This window comes from Micromonospora sp. WMMD736 (assembly GCF_049179015.1).
Classification (GTDB): domain Bacteria; phylum Actinomycetota; class Actinomycetes; order Mycobacteriales; family Micromonosporaceae; genus Micromonospora.
On sequence record NZ_JBMHMI010000001.1, the window covers coordinates 1,601,732 to 1,625,356 of the forward strand.

Annotated in this window: 18 protein-coding genes; 8 read left to right on the forward strand and 10 right to left on the reverse strand. The window is 72.4% G+C overall.

The annotated features are described in order from the left end of the window. Positions 1 to 186 precede the first annotated feature (186 nt). Positions 187 to 2,487 (forward strand): BTAD domain-containing putative transcriptional regulator, encoded by a 2,301-nt coding sequence (locus tag ACN269_RS07000; protein WP_421471636.1) that lies wholly within the window; start codon positions 187 to 189, stop codon positions 2,485 to 2,487. 32 nt (positions 2,488 to 2,519) lie between these two features. On the opposite strand, the gene ACN269_RS07005 is transcribed toward ACN269_RS07000, so the two are convergent. Then, positions 2,520 to 3,065, reverse strand: a complete 546-nt coding sequence (locus ACN269_RS07005) for an RNA polymerase sigma factor (RefSeq protein WP_421471637.1) — start codon at positions 3,063 to 3,065, stop codon at positions 2,520 to 2,522. Between the two features lie 44 nt (positions 3,066 to 3,109). On the opposite strand from ACN269_RS07005, the gene ACN269_RS07010 reads away from it, so the two are divergent. Further along, positions 3,110 to 4,474, forward strand: coding sequence for a serine/threonine-protein kinase (locus ACN269_RS07010; RefSeq protein ID WP_421471638.1), 1,365 nt, complete (start codon positions 3,110 to 3,112; stop codon positions 4,472 to 4,474). Here ACN269_RS07010 and ACN269_RS07015 read toward each other — a convergent pair. From ACN269_RS07015 to ACN269_RS07025, 3 genes are all read right to left on the reverse strand, one after another. Further along, the gene (locus ACN269_RS07015) at positions 4,471 to 5,184 is read right to left on the reverse strand and encodes a hypothetical protein (protein WP_421471639.1); all 714 of its coding nucleotides are present in this window, start codon (positions 5,182 to 5,184) and stop codon (positions 4,471 to 4,473) included. The two genes, ACN269_RS07010 and ACN269_RS07015, sit on opposite strands and share 4 nt — an antisense overlap. A gap of 85 nt (positions 5,185 to 5,269) precedes the next feature. Beyond that, a complete protein-coding gene (locus ACN269_RS07020; RefSeq protein ID WP_421471640.1) occupies positions 5,270 to 6,343 on the reverse strand; it encodes a glycerophosphodiester phosphodiesterase family protein in 1,074 nt (357 codons plus the stop codon). 173 nt (positions 6,344 to 6,516) lie between these two features. Next, positions 6,517 to 8,583 carry a PQQ-dependent sugar dehydrogenase gene (locus tag ACN269_RS07025; protein WP_421471641.1) on the reverse strand — a complete coding sequence of 689 codons (2,067 nt, stop codon included), beginning with the start codon at positions 8,581 to 8,583 and terminating at the stop codon, positions 6,517 to 6,519. Positions 8,584 to 9,536: 953 nt separating this feature from the next. Here ACN269_RS07025 and ACN269_RS07030 point away from each other — a divergent pair. After that, entirely contained in the window at positions 9,537 to 10,583 is a 1,047-nt protein-coding gene (locus tag ACN269_RS07030) for a polysaccharide deacetylase family protein (RefSeq protein WP_421471642.1), read from the forward strand. 68 nt (positions 10,584 to 10,651) lie between these two features. On the opposite strand, the gene ACN269_RS07035 is transcribed toward ACN269_RS07030, so the two are convergent. Both ACN269_RS07035 and ACN269_RS07040 read right to left on the reverse strand, forming a co-directional pair. Further along, positions 10,652 to 11,110 carry a hypothetical protein gene (locus ACN269_RS07035; RefSeq protein ID WP_421471643.1) on the reverse strand — a complete coding sequence of 153 codons (459 nt, stop codon included), beginning with the start codon at positions 11,108 to 11,110 and terminating at the stop codon, positions 10,652 to 10,654. Between the two features lie 3 nt (positions 11,111 to 11,113). Next, positions 11,114 to 13,549 carry a molybdopterin oxidoreductase family protein gene (locus ACN269_RS07040; RefSeq protein ID WP_421471644.1) on the reverse strand — a complete coding sequence of 812 codons (2,436 nt, stop codon included), beginning with the start codon at positions 13,547 to 13,549 and terminating at the stop codon, positions 11,114 to 11,116. A gap of 211 nt (positions 13,550 to 13,760) precedes the next feature. Between ACN269_RS07040 and ACN269_RS07045 the strand changes: the two genes are divergently transcribed. Then, positions 13,761 to 15,683, forward strand: coding sequence for a copper resistance protein CopC (locus ACN269_RS07045; RefSeq protein WP_421471645.1), 1,923 nt, complete (start codon positions 13,761 to 13,763; stop codon positions 15,681 to 15,683). Positions 15,684 to 15,762: 79 nt separating this feature from the next. Then, a complete protein-coding gene (locus ACN269_RS07050) occupies positions 15,763 to 17,229 on the forward strand; it encodes a PepSY-associated TM helix domain-containing protein (RefSeq protein WP_421471646.1) in 1,467 nt (488 codons plus the stop codon). A gap of 60 nt (positions 17,230 to 17,289) precedes the next feature. On the opposite strand, the gene ACN269_RS07055 is transcribed toward ACN269_RS07050, so the two are convergent. After that, a complete protein-coding gene (locus tag ACN269_RS07055) occupies positions 17,290 to 17,757 on the reverse strand; it encodes a MarR family winged helix-turn-helix transcriptional regulator (RefSeq protein ID WP_421471647.1) in 468 nt (155 codons plus the stop codon). Positions 17,758 to 17,855: 98 nt separating this feature from the next. On the opposite strand from ACN269_RS07055, the gene ACN269_RS07060 reads away from it, so the two are divergent. Further along, entirely contained in the window at positions 17,856 to 18,701 is an 846-nt protein-coding gene (locus tag ACN269_RS07060) for an SDR family oxidoreductase (RefSeq protein WP_421471648.1), read from the forward strand. Between the two features lie 167 nt (positions 18,702 to 18,868). Continuing rightward, entirely contained in the window at positions 18,869 to 19,240 is a 372-nt protein-coding gene (locus ACN269_RS07065) for an ArsR/SmtB family transcription factor (RefSeq protein WP_396803249.1), read from the forward strand. A gap of 32 nt (positions 19,241 to 19,272) precedes the next feature. Here the strand turns inward: ACN269_RS07065 and ACN269_RS07070 are convergent, their stop codons facing one another. Together ACN269_RS07070 and ACN269_RS07075 are read right to left on the reverse strand one after the other, a co-directional pair. After that, entirely contained in the window at positions 19,273 to 20,091 is an 819-nt protein-coding gene (locus tag ACN269_RS07070) for an SAM-dependent methyltransferase (protein ID WP_421471649.1), read from the reverse strand. Between the two features lie 74 nt (positions 20,092 to 20,165). Further along, a complete protein-coding gene (locus tag ACN269_RS07075; RefSeq protein WP_421471650.1) occupies positions 20,166 to 21,158 on the reverse strand; it encodes a PaaX family transcriptional regulator C-terminal domain-containing protein in 993 nt (330 codons plus the stop codon). Positions 21,159 to 21,434: 276 nt separating this feature from the next. Between ACN269_RS07075 and ACN269_RS07080 the strand changes: the two genes are divergently transcribed. Further along, positions 21,435 to 22,802: a PHB depolymerase family esterase gene (locus ACN269_RS07080; RefSeq protein WP_421471651.1), complete on the forward strand. Its 1,368-nt coding sequence runs from the start codon at positions 21,435 to 21,437 to the stop codon at positions 22,800 to 22,802. Positions 22,803 to 22,869: 67 nt separating this feature from the next. Here the strand turns inward: ACN269_RS07080 and ACN269_RS07085 are convergent, their stop codons facing one another. Next, entirely contained in the window at positions 22,870 to 23,484 is a 615-nt protein-coding gene (locus ACN269_RS07085; protein ID WP_421471652.1) for a dihydrofolate reductase family protein, read from the reverse strand. Positions 23,485 to 23,625 lie beyond the last annotated feature (141 nt).

A 23,625-nucleotide genomic window follows, 5' to 3' on the forward strand; every position in this document is an offset into this window, starting at 1 on the left:
CTGAGCGCGGCTTTATGCCGATAGCGCATTGCGGTCAGTAAGTACACCGACTCTTTTGGTTATGGCGATGCCGCTCGATGGAGGCGATGATCGTGCCGGGGGGAAGCCACGCCGGGTGACGACTCGCAGGGCCCGGCTGTCTCTTCGCTCGCCTGACCTCCACGAGAGAACACAGGAGCGGTGAAAATGTCCGGAGACCGTGTCAACCATGCCTGGCGCGCGTCGCCGCCGGCTCGCGGCGAAGGTGGAGGCGACGCGTCGACAGCAGAACGACAACCCGCGGGCGGCAATCCGGGGCGGACGCTACGGCACCTCGCCGCCGCCGGTGACCGCACGGCGGCGCACCTGTGGCTCGCCACCCAGACCGACCTGCTCGCCGCCGACCCCGGCGAGACCGACGTCCCGATCGCCCAGATCTGGCGCACGGCGCTGCGGCACCACCTCGACGGGGAACCACACCTGGCGACAGCCCTCCTGGCGACCGCGCCGATCGGCGCGACCGGGCCGCACGCCGTGCAGGCGTACTGCCACGCCGCGGTGCACCACCTGCTCGACGACGACATCGAGCGGGCCAGCGCCGACGTCGAGGAGGCCGCCCGCGCCGCCCACGCGTGCGGCGTACCGACCGCCCACCAGGCGTACGCCCGGGTGGTCGTGCTGCTCGCCGCCGCCACCGGCGACGGGACAGCGCCCCGCGGGCGGGCGGAGGCGACCGACGGGCTGCGCCGTGCCGACGCCAACCTGTTCCGGCTGATGGTCCACCTGGACCTGGCCGGGCACCTGCTGCGGGCCGGCGACGCCGCCGACGCGCTGCGCCAGGCCGAGGCGGCCGTCCGACTGACCGAGGTGGCCGGTGAGTCCGGCTACGAGCCGTACGCGCTGACCCTGGCCGCCGTGGCGAAGTGCCAGCTCGGGCGGTTGGAGGAGGCGCTCGCCGACGGGGCCGCCGGGCTTCGCCTGCGGGAGCTGGCGGGCGTCACCGCCGACGAGGCGTTCGCGCTGGCCGCCCTCGGCATGGTGCACCGCCGGCGGCGGGAGCCACGCCAGGCCCGGCAGGCGTTGGAGGGCGCCCTGAGCGCGATGGCCACCTCCGCACCACGCCCCGCCTCGCCGGCCTGGGTACTCGCCGAGCTGGCGCGGATCCGCGCCGCCGACGATCTGGCCGCCGCACAGGACCTCGCCGACCGGGCGGTCACCGTGGCCCGCGAGTTCGAACGACCGTACGCCCTGCTGGCGCGTGGCTGGGTGGCGCTGCTGCGCGGCGACACCGCCGCCGCCCACTTCGACGCCGCCGAGGCCCGCACCGGGGCCACCGTCGGACGGCGACGCGCCACCCTCGTCGAGGCGCTCCAGCTCACCGTGCTCGCGGCGGACGATCCACGCGCGTCCGCCGGGCTGCTCGACGACGCGGCGGCGCTCTGCCGGGAGCTGGGCGACCCGGCCGAGGAGGCCACCGTCCGGCTGATCGCCGCGCGCCTACAGGGTCGGCAGGCCCGTCGCGGCGCCGAGGGCGCCGAGCAGAAACTGCGCCGCTGCGGGGTACGCCTCGACCCGGGCGTCGCCGACGGGCTCACCGCGATCACGCTGCGCGTGCCGGCGGTGGTCATCCACACCCTGGGCGACTTCCGGGTGTTCCGGGCCGGCACCGTCGTCCCGTACGGCGAGTGGCAGTCCAAGAAGGCCCGGGACCTGCTGAAGATCCTCGTCGCGCACCGGGGCCGCGCCGTGCCCCGGGCCCGGCTGATGGAACTGCTCTGGCCGGACGAGTCACCGTCGCGCACCGCGAACCGGCTGTCGGTGCTGCTGTCCACGCTGCGTCGGGTGCTCAGCACCGGGCACCGCACCAGCGGTCGGGGGGCGGTGCTGGCCGACCGGGGCTCGGTGGCGATCGACCTCGACGTGATCGACGTGGACGTCGAGACGTTCCTCACCGCGGCCGAGGAGGCGCAGGCCGCGCTGCGGGCCGGGCACCCCGACACGTCCCGCGCGCTGGTACGCGCCGACGAGCTGTACGGCGGGGACTTCCTCTCCGACGACCCGTACGAGGACTGGGCCCAGCCGCTGCGGGAGGAGGCGCAGGTCGCCCACACCAGCGTGCTGCGGGCCCTGGCCCAGCACACCTCGGACACCGACCAGAAGCTCGTCTACCTGATGCGACTGGTGCACCGCGACCCGTACGACGAGGACGCTCACCTGGAGTTGGTGCAGGTGTTGCGCTCGGCCGGGCGGCACGGCGAGGCGCAACGCCGCTACCGCGCGTACGTCGAGCGGATGCGGGAGTTGGGCATCGCCCCGGCCGGCGGCCCGACGACCGGCGTGGACACCGGGCAGCACCCGGACGCGGCGGCTGGGCCGGGCGCACGGGTGGCGCGGTGGCGGACGCCGGACGCGCAGCCCCCGTGGACGGCGGAGGTGGACGCCGGCCACCGTCCGGCCGGTGTCCCGGCGCAGCGGACGTCGAGGAGGCTCATCGAGCATCCAGCCTGACCGACCCGGCGGCTGACCTGGCGTGTGCGGGATCACCGCTCCCGCAACGACTCCCGTACGTGCCTGCGGGCGTGGTGGATCCGCGACTTGAGCGTCCCGACCGGGATGCCCAGCTGATCGGCGATCTGCGGGTAGTCCAGGTCGCAGAAGTCGCGGAGCACGAGCGCCGTGACGAGTTCCGGCCGGTGCGCCTCCAGCCTCTCCAGCGCGTCGAACAGATCCAGGCGGGTCCCGGCGATGACGCTCGTCGTACGCGGGTCGGCGGCCTCGGCGGGCAGCAGCTCGCTGGGTTGCTCGGCGGCCCGTCGCCGCAGCGAGCGGTACGTCTGCCGGGCGGAGTTGGCGACCACCGCGTGCAGCCAGGTCGAGAACGACGACCTACCTTCGAACCGCTCGATGTGTCTGGCGACCTGCAGGAGCGCGTCCTGGGCCGCCTCCTCGGCGTCCTGCCGGCACGGCAGGAATCGATCACACTGCGCCAGCACCCGTGGCCCGATCGCGGACAGCAGATGCTCGAGCGCCGCCGCTTCGCCGGCCGCGGCCCTGCGCGCCAGGTCCTCTGTCTCCAAACCGTCCACTGTCGACCCCCCGGTCGCCCGTGTCGTCGCCGCATAATACGGCCGTGTCCATCCCGTCAAAGATCGGCAGGTACCGGGTCGCGCGCTCCGTCGGCGCCGGAGCGTTCGCCACCGTCTGGCTGGCGTACGACGACGAGCTGCGGTCCCCGGTCGCCGTCAAGGTGCTCGCCGACAACTGGTCACAGCGGGCCGATATCCGGGCCCGGTTCCGCCAGGAGGCACGGTTCATGCGGCGGGTCGACTCCGACCACCTGGTCCGGGTGCTGGACGTCGGCGAGCTGCCCGACGGACGGCCGTACCTGGTGATGACGTACGCCGACGGCGGTTCGCTCGCCGACCGTCTGGCCCACGGTCCGCTCCCGGTCCACGAGGCGCTGCGCATCGCCGTCGACATCGCCCGCGCGGTGGCGGTCCTGCACGACAGCGGCGTGCTGCACCGCGACCTCAAGCCCTCCAACGTCCTCTTCGACACCGCCCGGTCGGATCGCCGGGTGCTGGTGGCCGATCTGGGGCTGGCGAAGACGCTCGCGCACGCCTCCGGCCTCACCCTCGTCGCCGGCACGCCCGGTTACATGGCACCCGAACAGCTCGCGAACGGCGGACTGGACGAACGGGCCGACATCTACTCGATCGGCACACTGACCCACCACATGCTGACCGGCGGCCCGCCCGGCCAGTCCCCGGCGGTCGCGCGTCGGCTGCCGACCGCCGTCGAACGCGTCGTACGCCGGGCCCTGCAACCCGATCGGGACCGCCGTTGGCCGACCGCCACCGCGTACGCCGCTGCTCTCCAGGAGGTGCTCGCCGCGACACCGGCTCCGGCACGCCCGGGACTGCGGCGTGTCCTGCGGTCCGTGGCCGCCGTCGGCGTCGCGGCGGTGACGCTGGTCGTGGCGGGCTCGACCCCGATTCCGCTCGCACCACACGGCTGGACGCGGGTGAGCGACGTCACCGGAGCGCTGTCGATCGCCGTACCCGACGGCTGGGCCCGGCAGGTGCGCGACCGCGGCTGGAACCCGGCCGTGGTCGGTCTGGCCGCCGGCCGGGCCCCGGGCCTGCTCGTCGGCCCGGATCTCGTCGCCTGGCCCGATGTGGGCAGCGTGACGTCCGGGGTCTTCGTCGGGGCGAGCCCGTCGCTCGCCGGTCGGACCGGACGGCCGGCCCTGCCGGACCACGGTGGGTGCACCCGCGCGGCCGATCGCCCGGTCACGGTCGGCGCCCTGCGCGGCAGCGTCGGGCGTTGGTCGGGATGCGGCGGCACCACGATGTCCTTCAGCGAGGTCACCCTGCTGGCGCCCGAGGACGCCTTCGGCGTCTACGTCCAGGTCAGACAGACCGGCGGGGCCGACCGCACCGACGAGGTCCTGGACACCCTGCGGGTGGACGGGCCGTCGGTCGCGCACGGCTAGAACCTCTCCCAGTTGCCGGCGAAGTCGACCTTGCGCCACCGGCGCGTCTCGCTGCCGCCGTCGAGGCGACGGACGGTGGCCTCCACGTGCTCGCCCACCACGCGGTACGACGTGAACCTCATGACCTGCTGACCGTCCGCGCTGGGCGCGTCCCCCTGGATGACCGGGTACGCCTGGAGCCCTCGGCCGTCGTCGGAGAGCTGGACCGGCACCAGCGCCTGCCGGCGCGCGGCCCCGGGATTGCCCAGTTCCACCAGCACGAGCGCGTCCTCCCTCGACGGCGCGTTCGCCGGCTCCTCGACCACGAACTCGGCGTACACCGGGCGCGCGCCGCCGGGCAGCATCGTGCACGGCACGTCGAAGCCGTTCGAGCCGTTGCGGAATCGGACGCTGTCGTCCGACTCGCCGCAGAAGCTCAGGTCACGGATGACGGCGTTGGGCCAGTCGGTCCGTCGGATCCCGGTCGGCTGCGCGCCCGACCCCGAGGTGGGGGTGGCCGAGGCGGTCGGGCCGGAGGTGCGGCTGGCGGACCCGCTCGGCCGCGGGCTGCCGGTCGCGGCAGCGCTCGACGCCGAGGGGTCCGCCGCGCTGGCACTCGGCGAGGCGGAGCCGGCGGGTGCCGCGTCGCCGTCGAGCCGCTCCGTCGCCGGAGCGCAGGCAGTGATCATGCTGAGGCTCAATGCCATCGAGGCGAGCGTCCGGTAGCGCATGGGCGTCCCTTCTCCGTGATTTCACCTGTCACAGAGTTGGATGCCCCGATCACGGTGACGGTTCACGGATCGGGGCGGCCCGAGATCAGTGGCGGGGCTGGTAGCTCTTGGGCAGGCGCATGCCGCGCTCGGCCATGATGGCCCGCACCCGGTTCGGGTAGTTGGTGATGATCCCGTCGACACCCATGTCCATCAGCGCGGACACGGTGGCCGGGTCGTCGCAGGTCCACGGGATGACCTTCAGACCACGGGCGTGCGCCTCCGCGACCATCGTGGCGTCGGGGTAGAAGCGGAAGGTCGGATCGGCGATGGTGCCGTTCTGCGGGAAGCCGTAGTTCGGCGACAGCGCGGTGACACCGGGGATGGCGGCGGCCGCCTTGACGAAGTCACCGTCGTAGTCGTCGGCGTCGATCCCGCCGAGCCAGGGGGACGCGCCGGGCTTACCGACCTGGAGGAAGTCGTAGTTCGTCAGGGCCACCAGCGGCCACGTCGGCGCGAGCCGGTGCATCTCCTTCAGCGCGCCCCAGTCGAAGGACTGGATGGTGACCTGCTTCTCGATGCCGGAGGCGCGGATCTCCTCGAAGACCCGCCGGACGAACAGCTCGCGGGGCGCGGTCTGCTCCGGCGCTCCCGCCTCGACCTTCGTCTCGATGTTGAGGGTGACCTGCTTCGCCTTGTAGCTCTTGACGAGGTCGAGGACGTCCTTCAACTCGACCATGCGGAAGCCCTCGACCTGCTCCTGCTCGGGAAAGCCGGGGAGCTGCTGGTAGCCGCAGTTCATGGTCTTGACCTGGGCCAGGGTGAGGTCCTTGAGGTACTTGCCGACGTACGGGTACATCGGGTCACCGGCCACGACCGGCGCGGTGTCGGCGCACTTCTGCGCGCTGACCTGACGGTCGTGGTTCACGACGACCTTCTGGTCCTTGGTGATCTGGGTGTCCATCTCCAGGGTGGTGACGCCGAGGCGCAGGGCCTTGCCGAAGCCCTCCAGCGACTCCTCGGTGGTCATGCCGATGCCACCGCGGTGCGCCTGGAGGTCGAAGTGGGTCTTCTGCGGGAGCAGCGCGGTGGCGCCGTCGACGGTCGACGCGTGCGCGGTCGCCGGAACGGCGAGCGCGGGCAGGACGACGAGGCCGGCCAGAATGTGACGCAGGGACATGGTGCGAAAACCTCAGCTCTTCAGGTGCGGATTCCCTGGTCACGCTAGGTGGGTCAGGGCCGCCCCCGATGACCTCGCCGCGAGCGGAACGTGAACGCTCGCCGAACCCCGGAGACGCCCGAGGTCCGCCGACGGTCACCGTGTCGATCCGGTGACCGTCGGCGAACGCCCGGCTAGCCGCCGAGGGTGACGTGCAGGATGCGCTCGTTGCTGTTGTTCGGGGTGCTGTCCTTGTCACCGGAGTTGGTGGTGGTCAGCCACAGACCCCCGTCCGGGGCCGGCTCCACCGTGCGCAGTCGACCGTAGGTGCCGCTGAAGTACGTCTGCACGTTCGTCAGGCTGCTGCCGCTGATCACGCCGCGGTACATCCGCGCGCCGCGAGCGCAGGCGACGTAGAGGGCGTCGCGCACGATCGCGATGCCCGAGCAGGAGCCCTCGGCGGTCGGGTAGGTGCGCACCGGCGCGATGTAACCGGCGGTGCCGCAGGTGCCGCTGGTGCCCTCGCAGGCCGGCCAGCCGTAGTTCCCGCCCTTGGTGATCAGGTTCGTCTCGTCCATGATCGAGTTGCCGAACTCCTGCTCCCACAGGCGACCCTGCGAGTCGAACGCGAGCCCCTGCGGATTGCGGTGCCCGTAGCTCCACACGTAGTTGCCGAACGGGTTGTCACCCGGCACGCTGCCGTCCGGGTTGAGTCGCAGGATCTTGCCCTCGAGGCTGGCGCGGTCCTGGGCGTACGCGCCGTTCTGCGCGTCGCCCGTGCTGGCGTAGAGCTTGCCGTCCGGGCCGAAGCGCAGCCGGCCGCCATTGTGGTACTTGTTGCGCCGGATCCCGGTGAGCAGGACCTGTTCGCCGGCGGTGGTGAGCCGGCCGTTCTCCAGCTTGATCCGCACGATCCGGTTGTCGCTCGGCGAGGTGTGCATGATGTAGAGCCACCGGTCGCTGGCGAAGCTCGACGAGATCGCGAGGCCCAGCAGGCCACCCTCGCCGTCGGTGCTCTGCACGTTCGGCACGGTGCCGACGGTGGTCTTCGCCCCCGTGGCCGGGTCGAGCTGGATGATGTCGTGCGCGTCGCGTCGGTTGTAGAGGACGGTCCCGTCCGGCAGCGTCACCAGCCCCCACGGAACGTCGGTGTCGGTGGTGACCTGGCGCACCGTACACACCGGGTTGGCGCAGCTGGCACCGGTGCTCACCGCTACGGAGGCGCTGCGCCCGGAGGCGTTGTCCTGCCCGTCGCGGGCCGCCACCTGGTACTGGTAGGTGGTGTTCGCCGCCAGGCCGCTGTCGGTGAAGGTGGTCACCGGCGGAGCGCCCGTGACGGCGCCGATCTTCACGCCACCGCGGTAGATGTCGTACGCCCGGACCCCGACGTTGTCGCTGGACGCGGTCCAGCGCAGTGTCACGGTGGTGCCCGAGGCGGTGCCGGTGAGCTGCGTCGGCGTACTCGGCGGCACGGTGTCGGCCTGGCACTGCGGCGGGGTGATCGTCACGGTGGAGCTGGCCTGCGACACGTTGCCGGCGGCGTCCCGCGCGTTGACGTAGAGGCCCCAGGTCGCGCCGGGCACGACGGTGAGGTTGGCGGAGAGGCTGCTCCCGCTCACCGACGTCATCAGCTGGCCGTCGTGGTAGATGTCGTAGTACGCCACCGCCACGTTGTCCGTCGAGGCGTTCCAGGCGAACGTCACCGAGTTACAGGTCAGACCGCTGACCCGGGCATTGCCGGGCGGCGTGGGTGGTTGGCTGTCGGCGCTGCCGAACGACGACGTCCAGCGCTGGTTGGTCTGCCCGTTGCAGGTCCAGAGGCCGACGGTCGTGCCGTTGGCGGTGCCGCCGCCCGTCACGTCCAGGCAGAGCCCCGACTGGACGCCGACGATGGTCCCGTTGGTGGTGATCCGCCAGCGCTGGTTCGCGCCGCCGGTGCAGCCGTAGATCTGGACGGCGGCCGGCGCGGTGGTGTCCTGGCCGACGACGTCCAGGCACATCGTGGCGTCGTACACCCGCAACTCGCCGGCCGCGGTGAGGGTCCACGCCTGGCTGGCCTGTCCGCCGCAGTCGTAGACGTTGATCCCGGTGCCGGCGGTCCGGCCGCCGCCCACCACGTTCAGGCACCGGTTCGACGCCGCGCCGACGATTGTCGACGGACCGGCCGCCGACGCCGGCACGCCGAGCGTCACCGCCACCAGCACTGCCACGGTCACCGGCGGCAGGAGCCGTCGTGGTCTGAGCCGCGCGAAAATGCTCATCCGTCCTCCAAGGTCGGGGCATCGACCGGCCCGACCCCACGCCGGGCGACCCAGCGCCCGACCAGACCGACGAGAAAGCAACATCGACCATCAAAGATGGATTCCCGACACATGTCAACGATGTCGTTCGATCGAGGACAAATCCCGTCAACAGGGCCCGCGCGCGTCGGAGCGGGCACGGGTGCGGTGGGTGGCGGTGGCGGCGTGGCGCGGCGGCCCAGCAACCGCCGCGCCACCAGCGCCTGTCGGCGCCGAGCCGGACCGCCCGGTCCGCCGCTCCGGGCGGCCCCGCAGCGCAGTCTCCACCCGACCGGGCGGGCCTCCCGGCGGAGTGGATTCCTGCGCGCACCGACGTCGTGCGACGCGATGGCGTCGGCCGACCCGCCCCGCCATCGGCGGCCGGCGTTCGGGTCGCCGTGGGCGACCCTGATCGACGCTCATCGAGGTCCGTCGGTGGCGAAAGTATTGGTACGTCGCAAGCGTGATGTCAACGCTTCTCGGAAACTTTGCGAAAGGTCAGACGCCCGTCTCGGGCCACCGAACGGTTGTCCTTACTGGTCTCCGGCACCGGCCAGGCGATTGAACTCACAACCGACGACAGTGGCACTCATTGAGACGTTTGATCGACGCCGATAGTTCCGATGAATTTCCGGACCACCGTGATCCGTGCTCGGCCTCCGGCGGCCGACCTGCCGGTGGGGCGTGCGTCGCCGCAGGTGGATCGCCACTGCTCCGTGCCGGGATGAACGCTCCGCGACGCCCCGCAGCGCTCCCGGAGGGCTTCCGGAACTTGTTGACGTCCTCAAATTTTCGCTGCGATACTCCGATCCACTGCGATCGATGCGGATCGGTGTCCGTGCGGTCGTCGTCGATCTCCCCACCCACCACCCACACGTCCGGACCGTGCTCTCCTTCCACACCGGGACGGGACCGGGCCGGTAGAAGGGGCACAGATGAGCACTGTCTCCACTGGCGCGCTCGTACGGTCCAGGCCACTACGGGCGGCGCTGTCCGTCCTCGTCACCGCCGCCGCGGCCTGCGGGATCGTCGTCGCGGCCACCGCCACCCCGTCGAACGCCGCCACCTGCAACGGCTACGTCGGCCTCACCTTCGACGACGGTCCGACCGGCAGCACCAGCGCCCTGCTGAACGTGCTGCGCGCCAACGGCGTACGGGCCACCATGTTCAACGTCGGGCAGAACGTACAGAACAACCGGTCGGCGGCGCAGGCGCAGGTGGCCGCCGGCATGTGGATCGGTAACCACAGCTGGAACCACGCCCACATGACGTCGATGAGCCAGTCCCAGATGCAGTCCGACCTGTCCCAGACGAGTTCGGCCATCCAGTCGGCGACCGGCGTCCGACCCCAGTTGTTCCGCCCCCCGTACGGGGAGACCAACTCCACCCTCCAGTCGGTCGCCTCCTCGCTCGGGATGCGGCAGGTGATCTGGGACGTCGACTCCCAGGACTGGAACGGCGCGAGCGTCAGCCAGATCGTGTCGAACGCCAGCCGGCTCCAGGCCGGTCAGGTCATCCTCATGCACGACGGCATCCAGAACACCCGGGACGCCATCGGGCAGATCATGGCCAACCTGACCAGCCGCAACCTCTGCCCGGGCATGATCTCGCCGTCCACCGGCCGGGCGGTCGCGCCGGACGGGGCGACCCCGCCGCCGAGCGGCACCACGCCGCCGCCCAGCGCGACGACCCCGCCGCCCAGCGGGGGATCCTGCACCGCCACCGCGTCGACCACCAACGTGTGGGGCGACCGGTACAACACGTCGGTGACGGTCAGCGGCAGCAACACCTGGACCGTGGTCGTGGCCCTCACCTCGCCGCAGCGGGTCTCCACCGTCTGGAACGGCAACGCCACCTGGGACAGCAGCGGCACGGTGATGACCGTGCGGTCCAACGGCAGCGGCAACACCTTCGGCTTCACCACCATGTTCAACGGCAACAGCAGCGCACGGCCACAGATCCGCTCCTGTACCGCCAGCTGACACCCCGACCCCGTCCTGCGTGGCAGCACGCCAGCGCCCCGCGGGACGGGGTCGGTCGGGCGGCTCGGTCAGTCGGCGACGACGAGGGCCTGCGGGGCCGCCTGCTTCATCCGGGTACGCAGCCACTTGAGCTGGATCGCCGTCTCGCCCTCGCATTCCCGTACCGTCTCGATCAGGTCGCGGTCGCGGACGCCCCGGGCGGCCTGGCCCACGACGGTCCAGGTGATGTCGCACTCGGCCGCCATCAGGTAGAGATCCTGCAGGTCGCGAAGGAGTCCGAGGCCGCCGGTGCGGGTGCCGCCGAACAGCTCCGAGTGCAGCCGGTCCGGTTCGGCGGGCGCTTCCTCGGCGTAGCGGTCGGCGAACGGCCGCAGCCGTTCGGCGTGCGCGTCGCAGCGCTCGGCCTGCCGTTGGCAGAGGTGCCGGATGTCGGGCTCGTCCGCGTGCGCGTCCGCGACCTGCCGGAACGCGTCGGCGAGGTTCGTCTGGGCCCGGTGTAGCAGGCCGAGGTAGTGGGCGAGGTGCACTCCTCACTCCTTCCGGCTGGTGGCCTGGGCGGTCGGTCCTCCGACGGTCGGCGGCGCGGCGACCCCAGGGGCGGGTTGGCTGCCACCGACCGTGGGGGCCGGCGAGGGCGCCCCTCCTCCGTCGGCGAGTTTGCGCACCGCCACCGCCGCCACCTTGAACAGCGGCTGCTTCGAGACCGGGTCCCAGGCGGTGATGGTCAGCTCGTTCGCGGCACGGGGCGTCCGGTCGGACGGGTCCTGGTCGAAGTAGCCGTAGTGGAACGGCAGGAAGACCACGCCCGGACGGATCCCGCAGAGCCTCGCCCGCGCGTGGACCGCGCCGCGCGCGCTCTCGACGGCCACCAGGTCGCCCTCGCCGATGCCGAACCGGTCGGCGTCGGCCGGGTTCAGCTCGACCCACACGTTGGGCGCGGCGGCGTCGAGCTGCGGGGCCCGGCCCGTCTTGGTACGGGTGTGGAACTGGTAGACGGTACGCCCGGTGCCCAGCAGCAGCGGGTGCTCCTCGTCGGGCACCTCGGGCGACGGCTGGTAGTCCACGGCGTGCAGGAACGCCCGTCCGCCCGGTTCCTTGGCCCGGTACTCGGACTCGGTGAACTCGGCCCCGGTGGCCAGGTCCTGGCCGTACGTCTCGCAGTAGTCCGGGTCGGTGTTGAACACCCCGTCGGCGTAGAGCCGTTCGGTCCCGTCGGGGTGCTCGTCGGTGCAGGGCCACTGGATGCCCGAGCCGCCGCGCAACCGCTCGTAGGTGATGCCGGTGCAGTCGCAGGGCCGGCCCCGGGAGCACTCCTGCCACGCCGCGAACGCCTCCTGCGGGGTGGTCCAGCCGATCAGCGGCGCGCCGTCGCGGTCGCGGAAGTCCATCCGGTGGGCATAGTCCAGGAAGATGTCGAGGTCCGCGCGGGCCTCGCCGGGCGGATCGACCGCCTTCTCGGAGAGGTGTACGGTGCGGTCCACGTTGGTGAAGGTGCCGGTCTTCTCACCCCAGGTGGCGGCGGGCAGCACCACGTCGGCCAGCTCGGCGGTCTCGGTCCGGAACAGGTCCTGGACCACCACGAACAGGCCCGGCTGTGCCAGGATCCGGCGGATGCGCGCCAGGTCGGGCAGCGAGACAGCCGGGTTGGTCGCGCTGATCCAGAGCAGCTTGATCGAACCCTGCTCGGCGTACCGGAAGATCTGCATGGCGTGCGTCGGTGGCGCCCAGTGCGGGATGGTGTCGACCTCGACGTTCCACAGCCGCGCCAGCTCCGCGACGTGCTGCTCGTTGTCCCAGTTGCGCAGGCCCGGCAGGTCGCCGTCGGCCCCGGCCTCGCGGGTGTTCTGGGCCGTCGGTTGGCCGTTCATCTGGTAGATCCCGGCGCCGGGGCGGCCGATCATGCCGCGGACCAGGTGCAGGTTGTTGACCGCGCACGCGGCGGCGGTGGCCTGGTTGGACTGGTAGAAGCCCTGTAGGACGGTCGACAGCAGCCGCTGGGAGGTGCCGAGCAGCTCGGCGGCCCGCTCCACGTCGGCCGCCGGGACGTCGCAGATGTCGGCCACCCGGCGGGGTGGGTAGCCGTCGACGATCCGGCACAGGTCGGCGAAGCCGAGGGTGTGCGCGTCGACGTAGTCGGAGTCGTACCATCCGCGCCGGACGATCTCGCGGAGCAACCCGTTCATCAGGGCGACGTTCGTGCCGTTGCGGACGGCGAGGTGCACGTCCGCCTCCCGGGCGACCGGGGTGGCGCGGGGGTCGACGGCGAGCATCGCGGGCGGGTTCGGCCCGCGCCGCCGGTCCAGCATCCGCATCCAGAGCACCGTCTGGGTTTCGGCGACGTTGTGGCCCCACAGCGCGATCGCGTCGCAGTGGTCCACGTCGGTGTACGAGCCGGGCTGCCCGTCGGTGCCGAAGCTGGCCTTCAGCGCCGCCGCGGCCGTCGCCGTGCACAACCGAGTGTTGCCGTCCATGTGCGGGGTGCCGAGGCCGGCCTTGCCGAGCACGCCGAGGGTGTAGTACTCCTCCAGGAACAGCTGCCCGCTGGTGTGGAAGCCGAACCGGCCCCAGCCGCCGGGCTCACTCAGCAGCTCCTTCGAGCGGTCGACGATCCGGCCCATCGCGGTGTCCCAGTCCGCCTCGACCAGGCGGTCACCGTCGCGCACCAGCGGTCGTGTCAGCCGGTCGGCGCTGTGGTTGGCCTGCCAGCCGTACAGGTCCTTCGGGTCGAGCCGCCCGTGGTTGACCCGGTCGGTCGCCCGTCCGCGTACCCCCACGATCCGGTCGCCGCGCACCGCGATGTCCATGGCGTCTCCGTTGGAGTGCAGCACCGAGGCCGACTGGACCCACCGGTCGACGTCGTCGTCGGTCAGGTCGCCGTCGAGGAACCGGTCGACCCGCACCGGCCACCGCTCCCCCGGCCCGTAGCCGGTCCGCTCACCCCACGGATCCGCGATCCGGTCCACCACGTGGTCCTCCCTCCGACGATCGGTACGTGCGCCCATCGGTCCAACCGCCCGTCTCGGACGAACCCGGCGTCACCCCAACTGTGCGGTTAACCCGACCGGAGGGGGTCGAAACGACGCGGGGTGATTCGGACGGGGCATCACCGCCTTTCTTCGTTCGTGAAAAAAGATCGGCTCCTCTTGAAAAAAGCCTCGCCGTGGCGAGGATATTCAGATGCGTCGTCTCCCCCAGAGCTTCGGCCGGCTGGTCCCGGGCCTGCTCGCGCTCGCCCTCGCCACGGCGGTCACCCTGCTCGCGTCCGCACACCCCGCGGCGGCGCACGGGACGCTCGCGATGTCCACACCGGCCGACGGCGCGACCGTCAAGGACCCGTTGCCGACGGTGGCGCTGTACTTCACCGAGAAGGTCAGCGCCAACGCGTACTTCACGATCACCGCGCCGAACGGCGTACGCGTCGACAACGGGTGGACCCACGGGGAGCCGAAGCCGCTGACCAAACCGGTACGGGAGTACTTTCTCGTGGACGGGCAGTTCCAGCCGCGCGAGTACACGACCGGCTTTCCGGCGGTGGTCTCGGTCGCGCACCTACCGGCGGCGGGACAGTACTCGGTGAGCTACCTGTCGGTGGCCTCGGACGGCGACGCGGTGCGCGGCACCATGACCTTCCGCTACGCCGGCCGCGCGACCGCCGCGCCGCAGGGTTGGCAGCCACCCACCCAGCAGCCGGACCCCGCGTTGTTGGCGGCCATCGAGCAGCACTCGTCGTCGGGCCAGACGCCCGCCGCGTCGGCCGCGCCCACCGGGTCGCCAGTCGCGCCTTCCGCACCGGCGGCGGCGTCCTCCGACGACGAGGGCGGGTCCGGCGTCCTGCTCTGGATCGGCGGCGCGGTGGCCGCCCTGGCGGCCATCGCCGGGTACGTCACCTGGCGTCGGCGCTCCCCCGCCGCCGGCAGCGCCTCGGGCCGGGCCCGTGGGTCGAAGACGCCCGCCGGGCGGCGCGGGGCCGCGGCCCGGTCGGGCGGCGGTCGCAAGGGCAAGAGCGCAGGCCGACCGCGCGGCGACGTCGTGCCCGCCGCGCGCAGCCGGGTCAGGGTGGCGTCCGCGCCGGCCCCGGTGGCTCCCGGCCGCGGGGCGTCCGCCGAACCGTCGTGGCCCGAGCCCGACGACACCTCGTTGGTACGAGGGGCACGGCTCACCAACGCCCACCTGGCGCTGCTCGTCGGCGGGTTGGTGGCGGCGCTGCTGGCCGGCTTCGGCCTCGCCCGCATCGGTGCGGACGACGCGTCCCCGGCCGGCGACGCGCGGCGGCCGGCGGGTCCTCCCGGCGGCGGGTCGTCCAGTTCCGCCCTCTCGGCGGGGGTCGGGCACGACCACGCCCCCGGAACCGGGCCGCACTCGCACCCGGGGGACACCGGCGCGGGTGAGACCCTGGCGGCCGGGACGACGGTCAGCGCCGGCGGGTACACGTTGCAGCCCCTGGAGCGGTCCCAACCGAGCGGCGTACGCGCCGACTACCGGTTCCGGATCGTCGGGACGGACCGGCAGCCGGTGACGCGTTTCGCCGTCGTCCACGACAAGCCCCTGCACATGATCGTGGTGGGTCGCGACCTGGGCGGCTACCAGCACCTGCATCCGACCATGGCGGCCGACGGCACCTGGAGCGTCCCGCTGACCCTGGCCCGCCCCGGCGGGTACCGCGTCTTCGCCGACTTCTCCGTCGACGCGCCCGACGGCCGGCAGATCCCCCTCGTGCTGGGCGTCGACCACCACGTACCGGGCGGGTACGCGCCGGCCGCGTTGCCACCGGCCCAGGCGCAGGCGACGGCCGGGGCGTTCACGGTGGCGATGACCGGCACGCCCACGGCCGGGGTGACCGCGCCGGTGCGCTTCCAGATCACCCGCGCGAACGCCACCGGCCCGGTGCAGCCGCAGCGGTACCTGGGCGCGTACGGGCACCTGGTCGTCGTCCGCGAGGGTGATCTCGGGTACGTGCACGTGCACCCGGAGCAGGATCTCGTCGACGGGGCGGTGGCCTTCTGGCTGACCGTCCCCAGTGCCGGCCGGTACCGGGCCTTCTTCGACTTCCAGGTCGACGGCAGGGTGCAGACCGCCGAGTACACCATCGATCTGCCCTGACCGCGGCCACGCCGCCGCGCCACCGATCCGATCCGGAAAGTGGCGGGAACCACACCGGCCGATGTCACGACTACCAGACATGTCACTGACCGAGCTGTCCGGCCCGCCGATGCCGGAGGAGTCCACCCCGGCGGAACCCTCGACCCCGCCGGCCCGGCGCAGCTCGCCGTTCGGCGCGCTGCTGGTCCGGCTGCACTTCTACGCCGGCATCCTCGTCGCGCCGTTTCTCGTGGTCGCCGCGCTGACCGGGCTCGCCTACACGGTCGCGCCCCAGGTGGACGGCGCGCTCTACGGCGACCGGTTGACCGTGGACGCTCGCGGCGAGCGTCCACTCCCCCTCGCCGACCAGATCGCCGCCGCCCGCGCCGCACACCCGACTGGCAGCGTCGCCACCGTCCAACCCGGGGACGGCGACCGGACCACCCGGGTGGCGTTCGCCCTGCCGGAGCTCGGCGAGAAGGTGCACACCGTCTACGTCGACCCGTACACCGCCGAGGTCCGGGGTCAGCTGACCACCTGGTTCGGCTCCACGCCGGCCACCACCTGGCTGGATGATCTGCACCGCAACCTGCACCTCGGCGTGGTGGGCCGGCACTACTCGGAGCTGGCGGCGAGCTGGCTCTGGGTCCTCGCCCTGGGCGGGCTGCTCCTGTGGTGGCGACGACGCCGCGCCTCCCGGTCCGCCGCCCGGCATCTGTTCGTGCCGAATCTGTCCACCGCCAGGGGTGTGCGCCGCACCCGGGGCTGGCACGCCACGACCGGCGTCTGGCTCGTCGTCGGCCTGCTGTTCCTCTCGGTGACCGGGCTGACCTGGTCGCGCTACGCGGGCGCCACCTTCGGCGCCGGCCTGGACGCCCTCGACGCGCGCTCCCCCGAGATCTCCACCAGCCTCACCGCTGTCCCCGCCGAGACCGGTGGCGGTCACCACCACGGCGACGCCCCGGCGCACAGGGTCGTCGACCCGGCGGCCTTCGACCGGGTCCTGGGGGCTGCTCGTACGGCCGGCCTCTCCGGCCCGGTCGAAATGACCCCGGCAGCGGAGCCGGGCACCGCGTGGACCGTCACGCAGATCGACAATACCTGGCCGGTCGCGAAGGACCGGGTCGCCGTCGACCCCACCGGGGGTACGATCACCGCCCGCAGCGACTTCGCCGACTGGCCCCTGCTGGCGAAGCTGAGCGGTCTTGGCATCCAGGCCCACATGGGTGTGCTCTTCGGCCCGGTCAACCAGATCCTGCTCGCCGCGCTCGCCCTCGGGCTGCTCTGCGTCGTCGTCTGGGGTTACCGGATGTGGTGGCAGCGGCGGCCGACCCGAGCCGACCGCCGCGCGCCCGTGGGCGCCCCGCCGGCCCGGGGCGGCGTACGTCGGCTGCCACTGTGGGCGGTGCTGCTCGGCGCGGCGGTGACCGTGGCGGTGGGTTGGGCATTGCCCCTGTTCGGTCTCAGCCTGCTGGCCTTCCTGGCCGTCGACGTCCTCGCGGGCGTGGCGTCCCGGCGTCGGCGTACCGGCAGCATGCCCGTCTCCCCGGCGCCGGCCGGGAGCTGACCGTCCGGCCCGATCCCGTACCGCCCGCGCGGGACGGGCCGGCCCCGGCGTCCGGGGCGGTCAGCCCTCGGTGTCGTGGCCGGACGGCGGCAGCTGTGCCAGGCTGTCGCGCAGCGTGGTCCGGAACTGCGCATACCGGTCGGGGCCGAGCGCGTCGGAGAGCTGCCGTTCGACCGCCGCCACGAAGCCGTCGGACGCCGCCATGAGCCGCAGCCCCCGCTCGGTCGGCACGATCAGCTTCGCCCGGCGGTCGGCCGGGTCCGGAGTACGCCGGACGTACCCCAGCCGCTCCAGCTCATCGAGGATCGCGCCCATTGTCTGCTTGTTGCGCCCGGCCAGTCGCGCCAGCTCGCCGGGGCGCGTCCCCTCCGGGTCGAGGTAGGCCAGGACCGCGCCGTGGCGGGGTCGCACGTCGTCGAAGCCCTCGTGGGCGGCGCGGGTGAAGATCTCCCGCTGGACACGCCCGGAGAGCTGCACGGCCAGGATGCCGAGATCGGGGTCCTGCTCCTTACGTGTGCTGCGCTTCATATTTTGGTCCAATCATTGGACGGTACAAGTTTTGGACTATAACGTCGTGCCGGTGACCAGCGGGCCCGAGCGGGCCCGCCAGAATCCGAAAGGACGACATGACCATTCTGATCACCGGAGCGACCGGCACGGTCTCGCGGGAGGTGCTGCGCGAACTCGCCGGCAGCGAGCAGGTGCGGGCGCTCGTCCGGGACCCGTCACGAGCACCCGCGCTCGACGGCGTCGAGTACGTCGTCGGCGACCTGGACCGCCCGGCGACGCTGACGCCGGCATTCGAGGGCGTACGCACCCTGTGGCTGCTCACCCCGATGGGACCGATCGCGCCCAGCCAGAGCATGAACGCGGTCTGGGCCGCCCGGCAGGCCGGCGTGCAGCACATCGTCCGACTCTCCGCGATCGGCGCCGCGCACGACGCACCCACCCGCAACGGCCGGCTGCACGCGCTCTCCGACGCGGAGGTGCAGGCGTCCGGCATCCCCTGGACGATCCTGCGCCCGAGTCACTTCATGCAGAACCTGCTCGGCTCGCTGGCCGGCGAGCAGCTCTACGGACTCTTCGGCGCGGCGCGGGTCGGCCTCGTCGACGTCCGGGACATCGCCGCCGTCGGGGCCGCGATCCTGGCCGCGCCACGGCCGCACCAGGGCATGATCTACACGCCCACCGGCCCGGAGAGCATCACCCTGGACGAGGCGGCCCAGGACATCGGCCGGACGATCGGCCGTCCGGTGCGGTACGTCCCGCAGAGCCCCGAGCAGACGCGGGACGGGCTCCTCGCCGCCGGCCTCGACGAGTGGTCGGCGGAGGTCCTCGCCGAGTACCGGGTCGCCTACGGCGACGGCTGGGGCGACTTCACCAACGACGACGTCGCCCGGGTGACCGGCCGCCCGGCACGGACCTTCGCCGAGTTCGCGCACGACCACCGCGAGCAGTTCGCGGCGGCCTGAGTCGGCACGCCGCCGCGACACAGCCCGTACGCCTGCGCGATGCGCTCTCCGGTGACCGCGCCGGAGAGCGCGTTGGCGGTGGCCAACGCGTCGATGTCGTGCGAAGCACACCAAAGGTCCGGCGATTTGTCCGGTTCGGCCGCTCGATCCGCCAACTTGGTGGAACGATGACTGTCGTGGGAACTGCCAATACCGCCATGCCTGCCATCTCGCCCCTCGCCGGTGAGCCGATCAAGCGCGCCGACGCCGAACGGCTTGCGGGGGTGCTGAAGGCGTTCGCCGATCCGGCCCGACTGCGCCTGCTCAGCCTGATCCAGGCCGCCCCGGACGGCGAGGCCTCGGTCACCGACCTCACCGCGCCGCTCAACCTCTCCCAGCCGACCGTGAGCCATCACCTGCGGATCCTCACCGAGGCCGGCCTGATCGAGCGGGAGAAGCGTGGGGTCTGGGCCTACTACCGCATCGTGCCCTCGGCGATCGCGGCGATCGCCGACCTGCTGACCCCGCCCCGCAAGCGGCCGACAAAGAAGACCCGCTGAGCGTCGCCCGTCAGCGACGGTGACGCTGGTCGTCAGCGGACGCGGGCAACCGCGCCGTTGAACGACACGTCCTGCACGGAGGGACGCGGCTGGGGCGCGTCGTCGGCGTGCCACCGCGCCACCGAGACGATGCCCGGCTCGACGAGGTCCAGCCCGTCCAACAGGGCCGCGAACTGTTCCGTGCTGCGCGCCTGGAAGCGACCGTCGCGGTTGTTGGCGGCCAACCCGGCGGTGACCGCGGGTGGCAGATGTTCCCAGGTCACGTGCGAGGCGACCAGGTAGCTGCCGGACGGCAGCGCGGCGACGAGCCGATCGAGGATGCCCTTGGGGTCCTCGTCGTCGCGGACGAAGTGCAGGATGGCCACCAGCATCAACGCGACGGGCTGGGTCAGGTCCAACGTCGCGCGCAGGTCGGGGTGGGCGAGGATCTCGTCCGGCGCGCGCAGGTCGGCGTCGAGGTACGCCGTCCGCCCCTCGGGCGTACTGGACAGCAGCGCGCGGGCGTGGGCGAGGACGATCGGGTCGTTGTCGACGTAGACGACCCGGGCCGACGGGTCGACGGCCTGCGCGACCTCGTGGGTGTTGTCGGCGGTCGGAATGCCGGTCCCGATGTCCAGGAACTGCCGGACACCGCGCCGGGCCAGGAAGCGCACCGCGCGTTGCAGGAACATCCGGTTCTCGACCGCGGCGAGCCGGATGGTGGGCATCGCCGCCGCCAGGGCGTCGCCGGAGGCCCGGTCGGCAGCGAAGTTGTCCTTGCCGCCCAGCAGGTAGTTGTACCTGCGCGCCGGGTGCGCGACCGACGTGTCGATCCGGTCGGTAGCCGCTGGGTGAACTCCGTGCGACGTCATCCGGCCTCCCCATCGTCGCGCGTCCTCCACAAGGTACACACGTCGGCGGCGGGGCGGGTGCCCGCCGACACCGCTCAGGAGGCACAGCCCCCGGCTGCCTCGACCGTCTCGACGTCGCGTACTCCGGCGAGGATGTCGGCGGCGGTGTGCGCCCGGATGCCGTCCTGCGCCTCCTCGGCGAACCGGGCGACGACCGCCCGGACGTGCCGCTCGGCGGGTGCGGCGAGGCCGTCGTAGATGGCCTCGAAGAGTTCCCGCGCCGGCCGCCGGAGCCATCCGGTCGGCAGGAGGTCCAGGGGCAGCCGCGGGTCGAGGGTGGGAAAGCGACGGAAGGTGTCCATGACCTCGGTACGCGTTCGCACGGCCGCCGCGCCGTCGACGCGTTCCGACCGCGTCTGCGGCACCAGGGGCGTCCAGCGTCGCAGGAACTCCTCGTAGTGCCGGCCGATCGCCTCGATGTCCCAGGCGTCGATCGGGGAGCGCTGGGTGATGGCGTCGAGGTCGGCCTGCCGCCCACGGAACACCGTGACCGCGCCCGGGGTGAACCGGGCGAGCTGGGCCCGGCCCTGTGGGCTCAGCTCGTACGGCGAGATCCACAGCCCGTCGTACAGGGGGGCGTAGCCGAGCCAGCGGAGCTGGCCGCGCAGGGCCCGCCGCTGCGCGCCACGGTCCTGCGGCAGGGAGAAGGCGACGATGGTCCAGCAGCCGTCCCACGCGGGCACCTCGGTGGTGGCGGCCAGGATCCAACTCCCGCCGCTGGACAGGTTCGCGGCGGCGGCCCGGCTGAGCCGGTAGGAGCTGCGTCGACCCTCCCGGCTGCCCTCCAGCACGCCGCGCCGGGCCAACCGGCTGATCGCGGCGCGCGCGCCAGCCGTGCTCACACCGGATTCGGCGAGCAGCGCGACGAGGGCCGCGGACGGGACCCGGGCCCGGGTCCGCAGCGTGTAGTCGGCCAGCAGGGTCACCGCGAGGTCCTGCGGGGAGCTGCCGGCCTGCCGCCGGGGCAGCCGCGGCGGCTCGTCCCCGTCGTCGGGATAGATCTCCTCGATCGTGAAGGGGTTTGCCACAGGCGCTCCCGGCTCGACTCAGGGACGGTGCACCGACTGTAGACGGACCGCCCGGACGGCGGCGTCGGCACCAGTCCTCGCTGATCGAGATGCATCGATTGACACTTCGGCGACCGCGAGGAACACTATCTGCTACGCGACGCCGTACGCAGCCGGGCACAGGGCGAGCACACGTAGTGGGCGAGGCGCGATCACCACGGGAGACGGGCGCACCCGTGACCACCACGCGCGTGACCCCACACCCACCCCGCACAGGTGATCGAAGGAGCCATCCCCGTGAAAATCCGAAGGAAACTGCTGCTCGGCCTGGTCACGTCACTGGTGGCGGCCGGCCTGGTGGCCCCCGCGCTGCAACCCGCGTACGCCGCCTCGCTCACCGAGGTGACCACGTTCGGCGACAACCCGGGCCGGATGCGCATGCACGTCTACGTGCCGGACAACCGTCCGGCCCGGCCGGCGATCGTGGTGGCCATGCACGGCTGCGGCGGGTCGGGCCCCGGTTTCTACTCCGGCAGCGAGTTCGCCGCCCAGGCCGACCGGTACGGGTTCATCGTGATCTACCCGTCGGCGACCCAGCAGGCCGGCTTCGGCAACTGCTTCGACACCTGGTCGGACGCCGCCAAGCGCCGTGGCGGCGGCAGCGACCCGGTGTCGATCATCTCGATGATCCGCTACGCGCAGCAGCAGTACGGCGGTGATCCCGACCGGGTCTACGCCACCGGCAGCTCGTCCGGCGGCATGATGACCAACCACATGCTGGCCCTCTACCCCGACGTCTTCAAGGCCGGCGCGGCGTTCATGGGCGTCCCCTACAACTGCTTCGCCAACGCGGCGGACTACCCACCCGGCAGCAGCCAGTGCACCGGCGGGAACATGAACCGGACCCCGCAGCAGTGGGGTGACGCGGTGCGCGGGGCGTACCCCGGCTACTCCGGCCCCCGCCCACGGGTGCAGTTGTGGCACGGCACCAGCGACACGCTCGTCCCGTTCTCGCTGTTGCAGGAGACGATCGAGCAGTGGACCAACGTGTTCGGGCTCAGCCAGACACCCACCTCCACCGACACGCCGCAGGCCAACTGGAACCGCCGCCGGTACGCCGACGCCAACGGGACCGTCCAGATCGAGGCGTACAGCATCCAGGGCGCGGGGCACAGCCTGCCGTCCGGCGGCATGGCCGCCGCCGCCGTCGCCTTCTTCGGCCTGACCGCCCCGCCGAACCCGACCACGCCGCCGCCGAACCCGACGACCCCGCCGCCGAACCCGACCACGCCGCCGCCGAACCCGACGACCCCGCCGCCGAACCCGACCACGCCGCCGCCGAGTTCCGGCGCGTGCCGGGTGGGCGTCGCGATCAACGCCTGGAACAACGGGCTGACCGAGAACATCACCATCACCAACACCGGAACAAGTGCCGTCAACGGCTGGTCGCTCGTCTTCACCCTGCCCGGTGGCCAGAGCATCACCTCGGGCTGGAACGCGACCTACTCCCCCACGTCCGGCCAGGTGACGGCCCGCAACGCCGCATACAACGCCAGCATTCCGCCGAACGGGTCGGTGACCGTCGGCTTCCAGGCCACGCACACCGGCAACACCGCGCGGCCGGGTTCGTTCACCCTCAACGGCGCGACCTGCACGATCGCCTGATCCCCAGCGGGCGTCCCGACCAGATGCGGCCGGCCCCGTCGCCCACGGCGGCGGGGCCGGCCCCGCCTCAGTTGCCGGCGGGCACCTGGTCGACGACCTCGTCGTAGCCGACCGCGCCGGGGGCCGCCGTCGGCGCGTAGATCACGCGGAGCACGCCCGTCGGGAACGTCTCGGTCGCGGTGACCCGCAGGTGGTACGGGGTGTCGCCGTCGTCGAAGAGCCGACGCCCCTTGCGGGCCGCCACCGGGTGCACCAACAGCCGCAGCTCGTCGACCAGCCCGGCGGCGAGGAGCTGCTGCACGACCGAGATCGACCCGGGGATGAGGATGCCCTTGATCCCGGGGTCGGCCTTGAGCGCGGCGACGGCCTCGGCGAGGTCACCGGCGACGAGCTCCGAGTTGCGCCAGGAGAAGTCCAGCGGCTGACGGGAGACGACGACCTTACGGATGTCACCGAGCTGCTTGGCGAACCCGGCGTCCTCGCCACCCGCGGCCTCCCGGTCGGGCCAGGCCCCGGCGAAGCTGTCGTAGGTCACCCGGCCGATGAGCAGCACGTCGGAGGTGTCGTAGTCCTCGGTGACGGCACGGCCCATGTTCTCGTCGAAGTACGGGAAGTGCCAGTCCGGGTCGATCTCGGCCACGCCGTCGGCCGAGATGAACAGCGTGGAGATGACCTTCGCCATCGCGGTGCTCCTTCACGTCACATGCTGGTGGGCTCTTGGACGGGCACAGCATCGCAAACTCGTCCGACGATCACTGCCCGCTACGCCGGGAAACGCGGACGAGCCCCGGCCGATTCGGCCGGGGCTCGTCGGGTGAGCGGG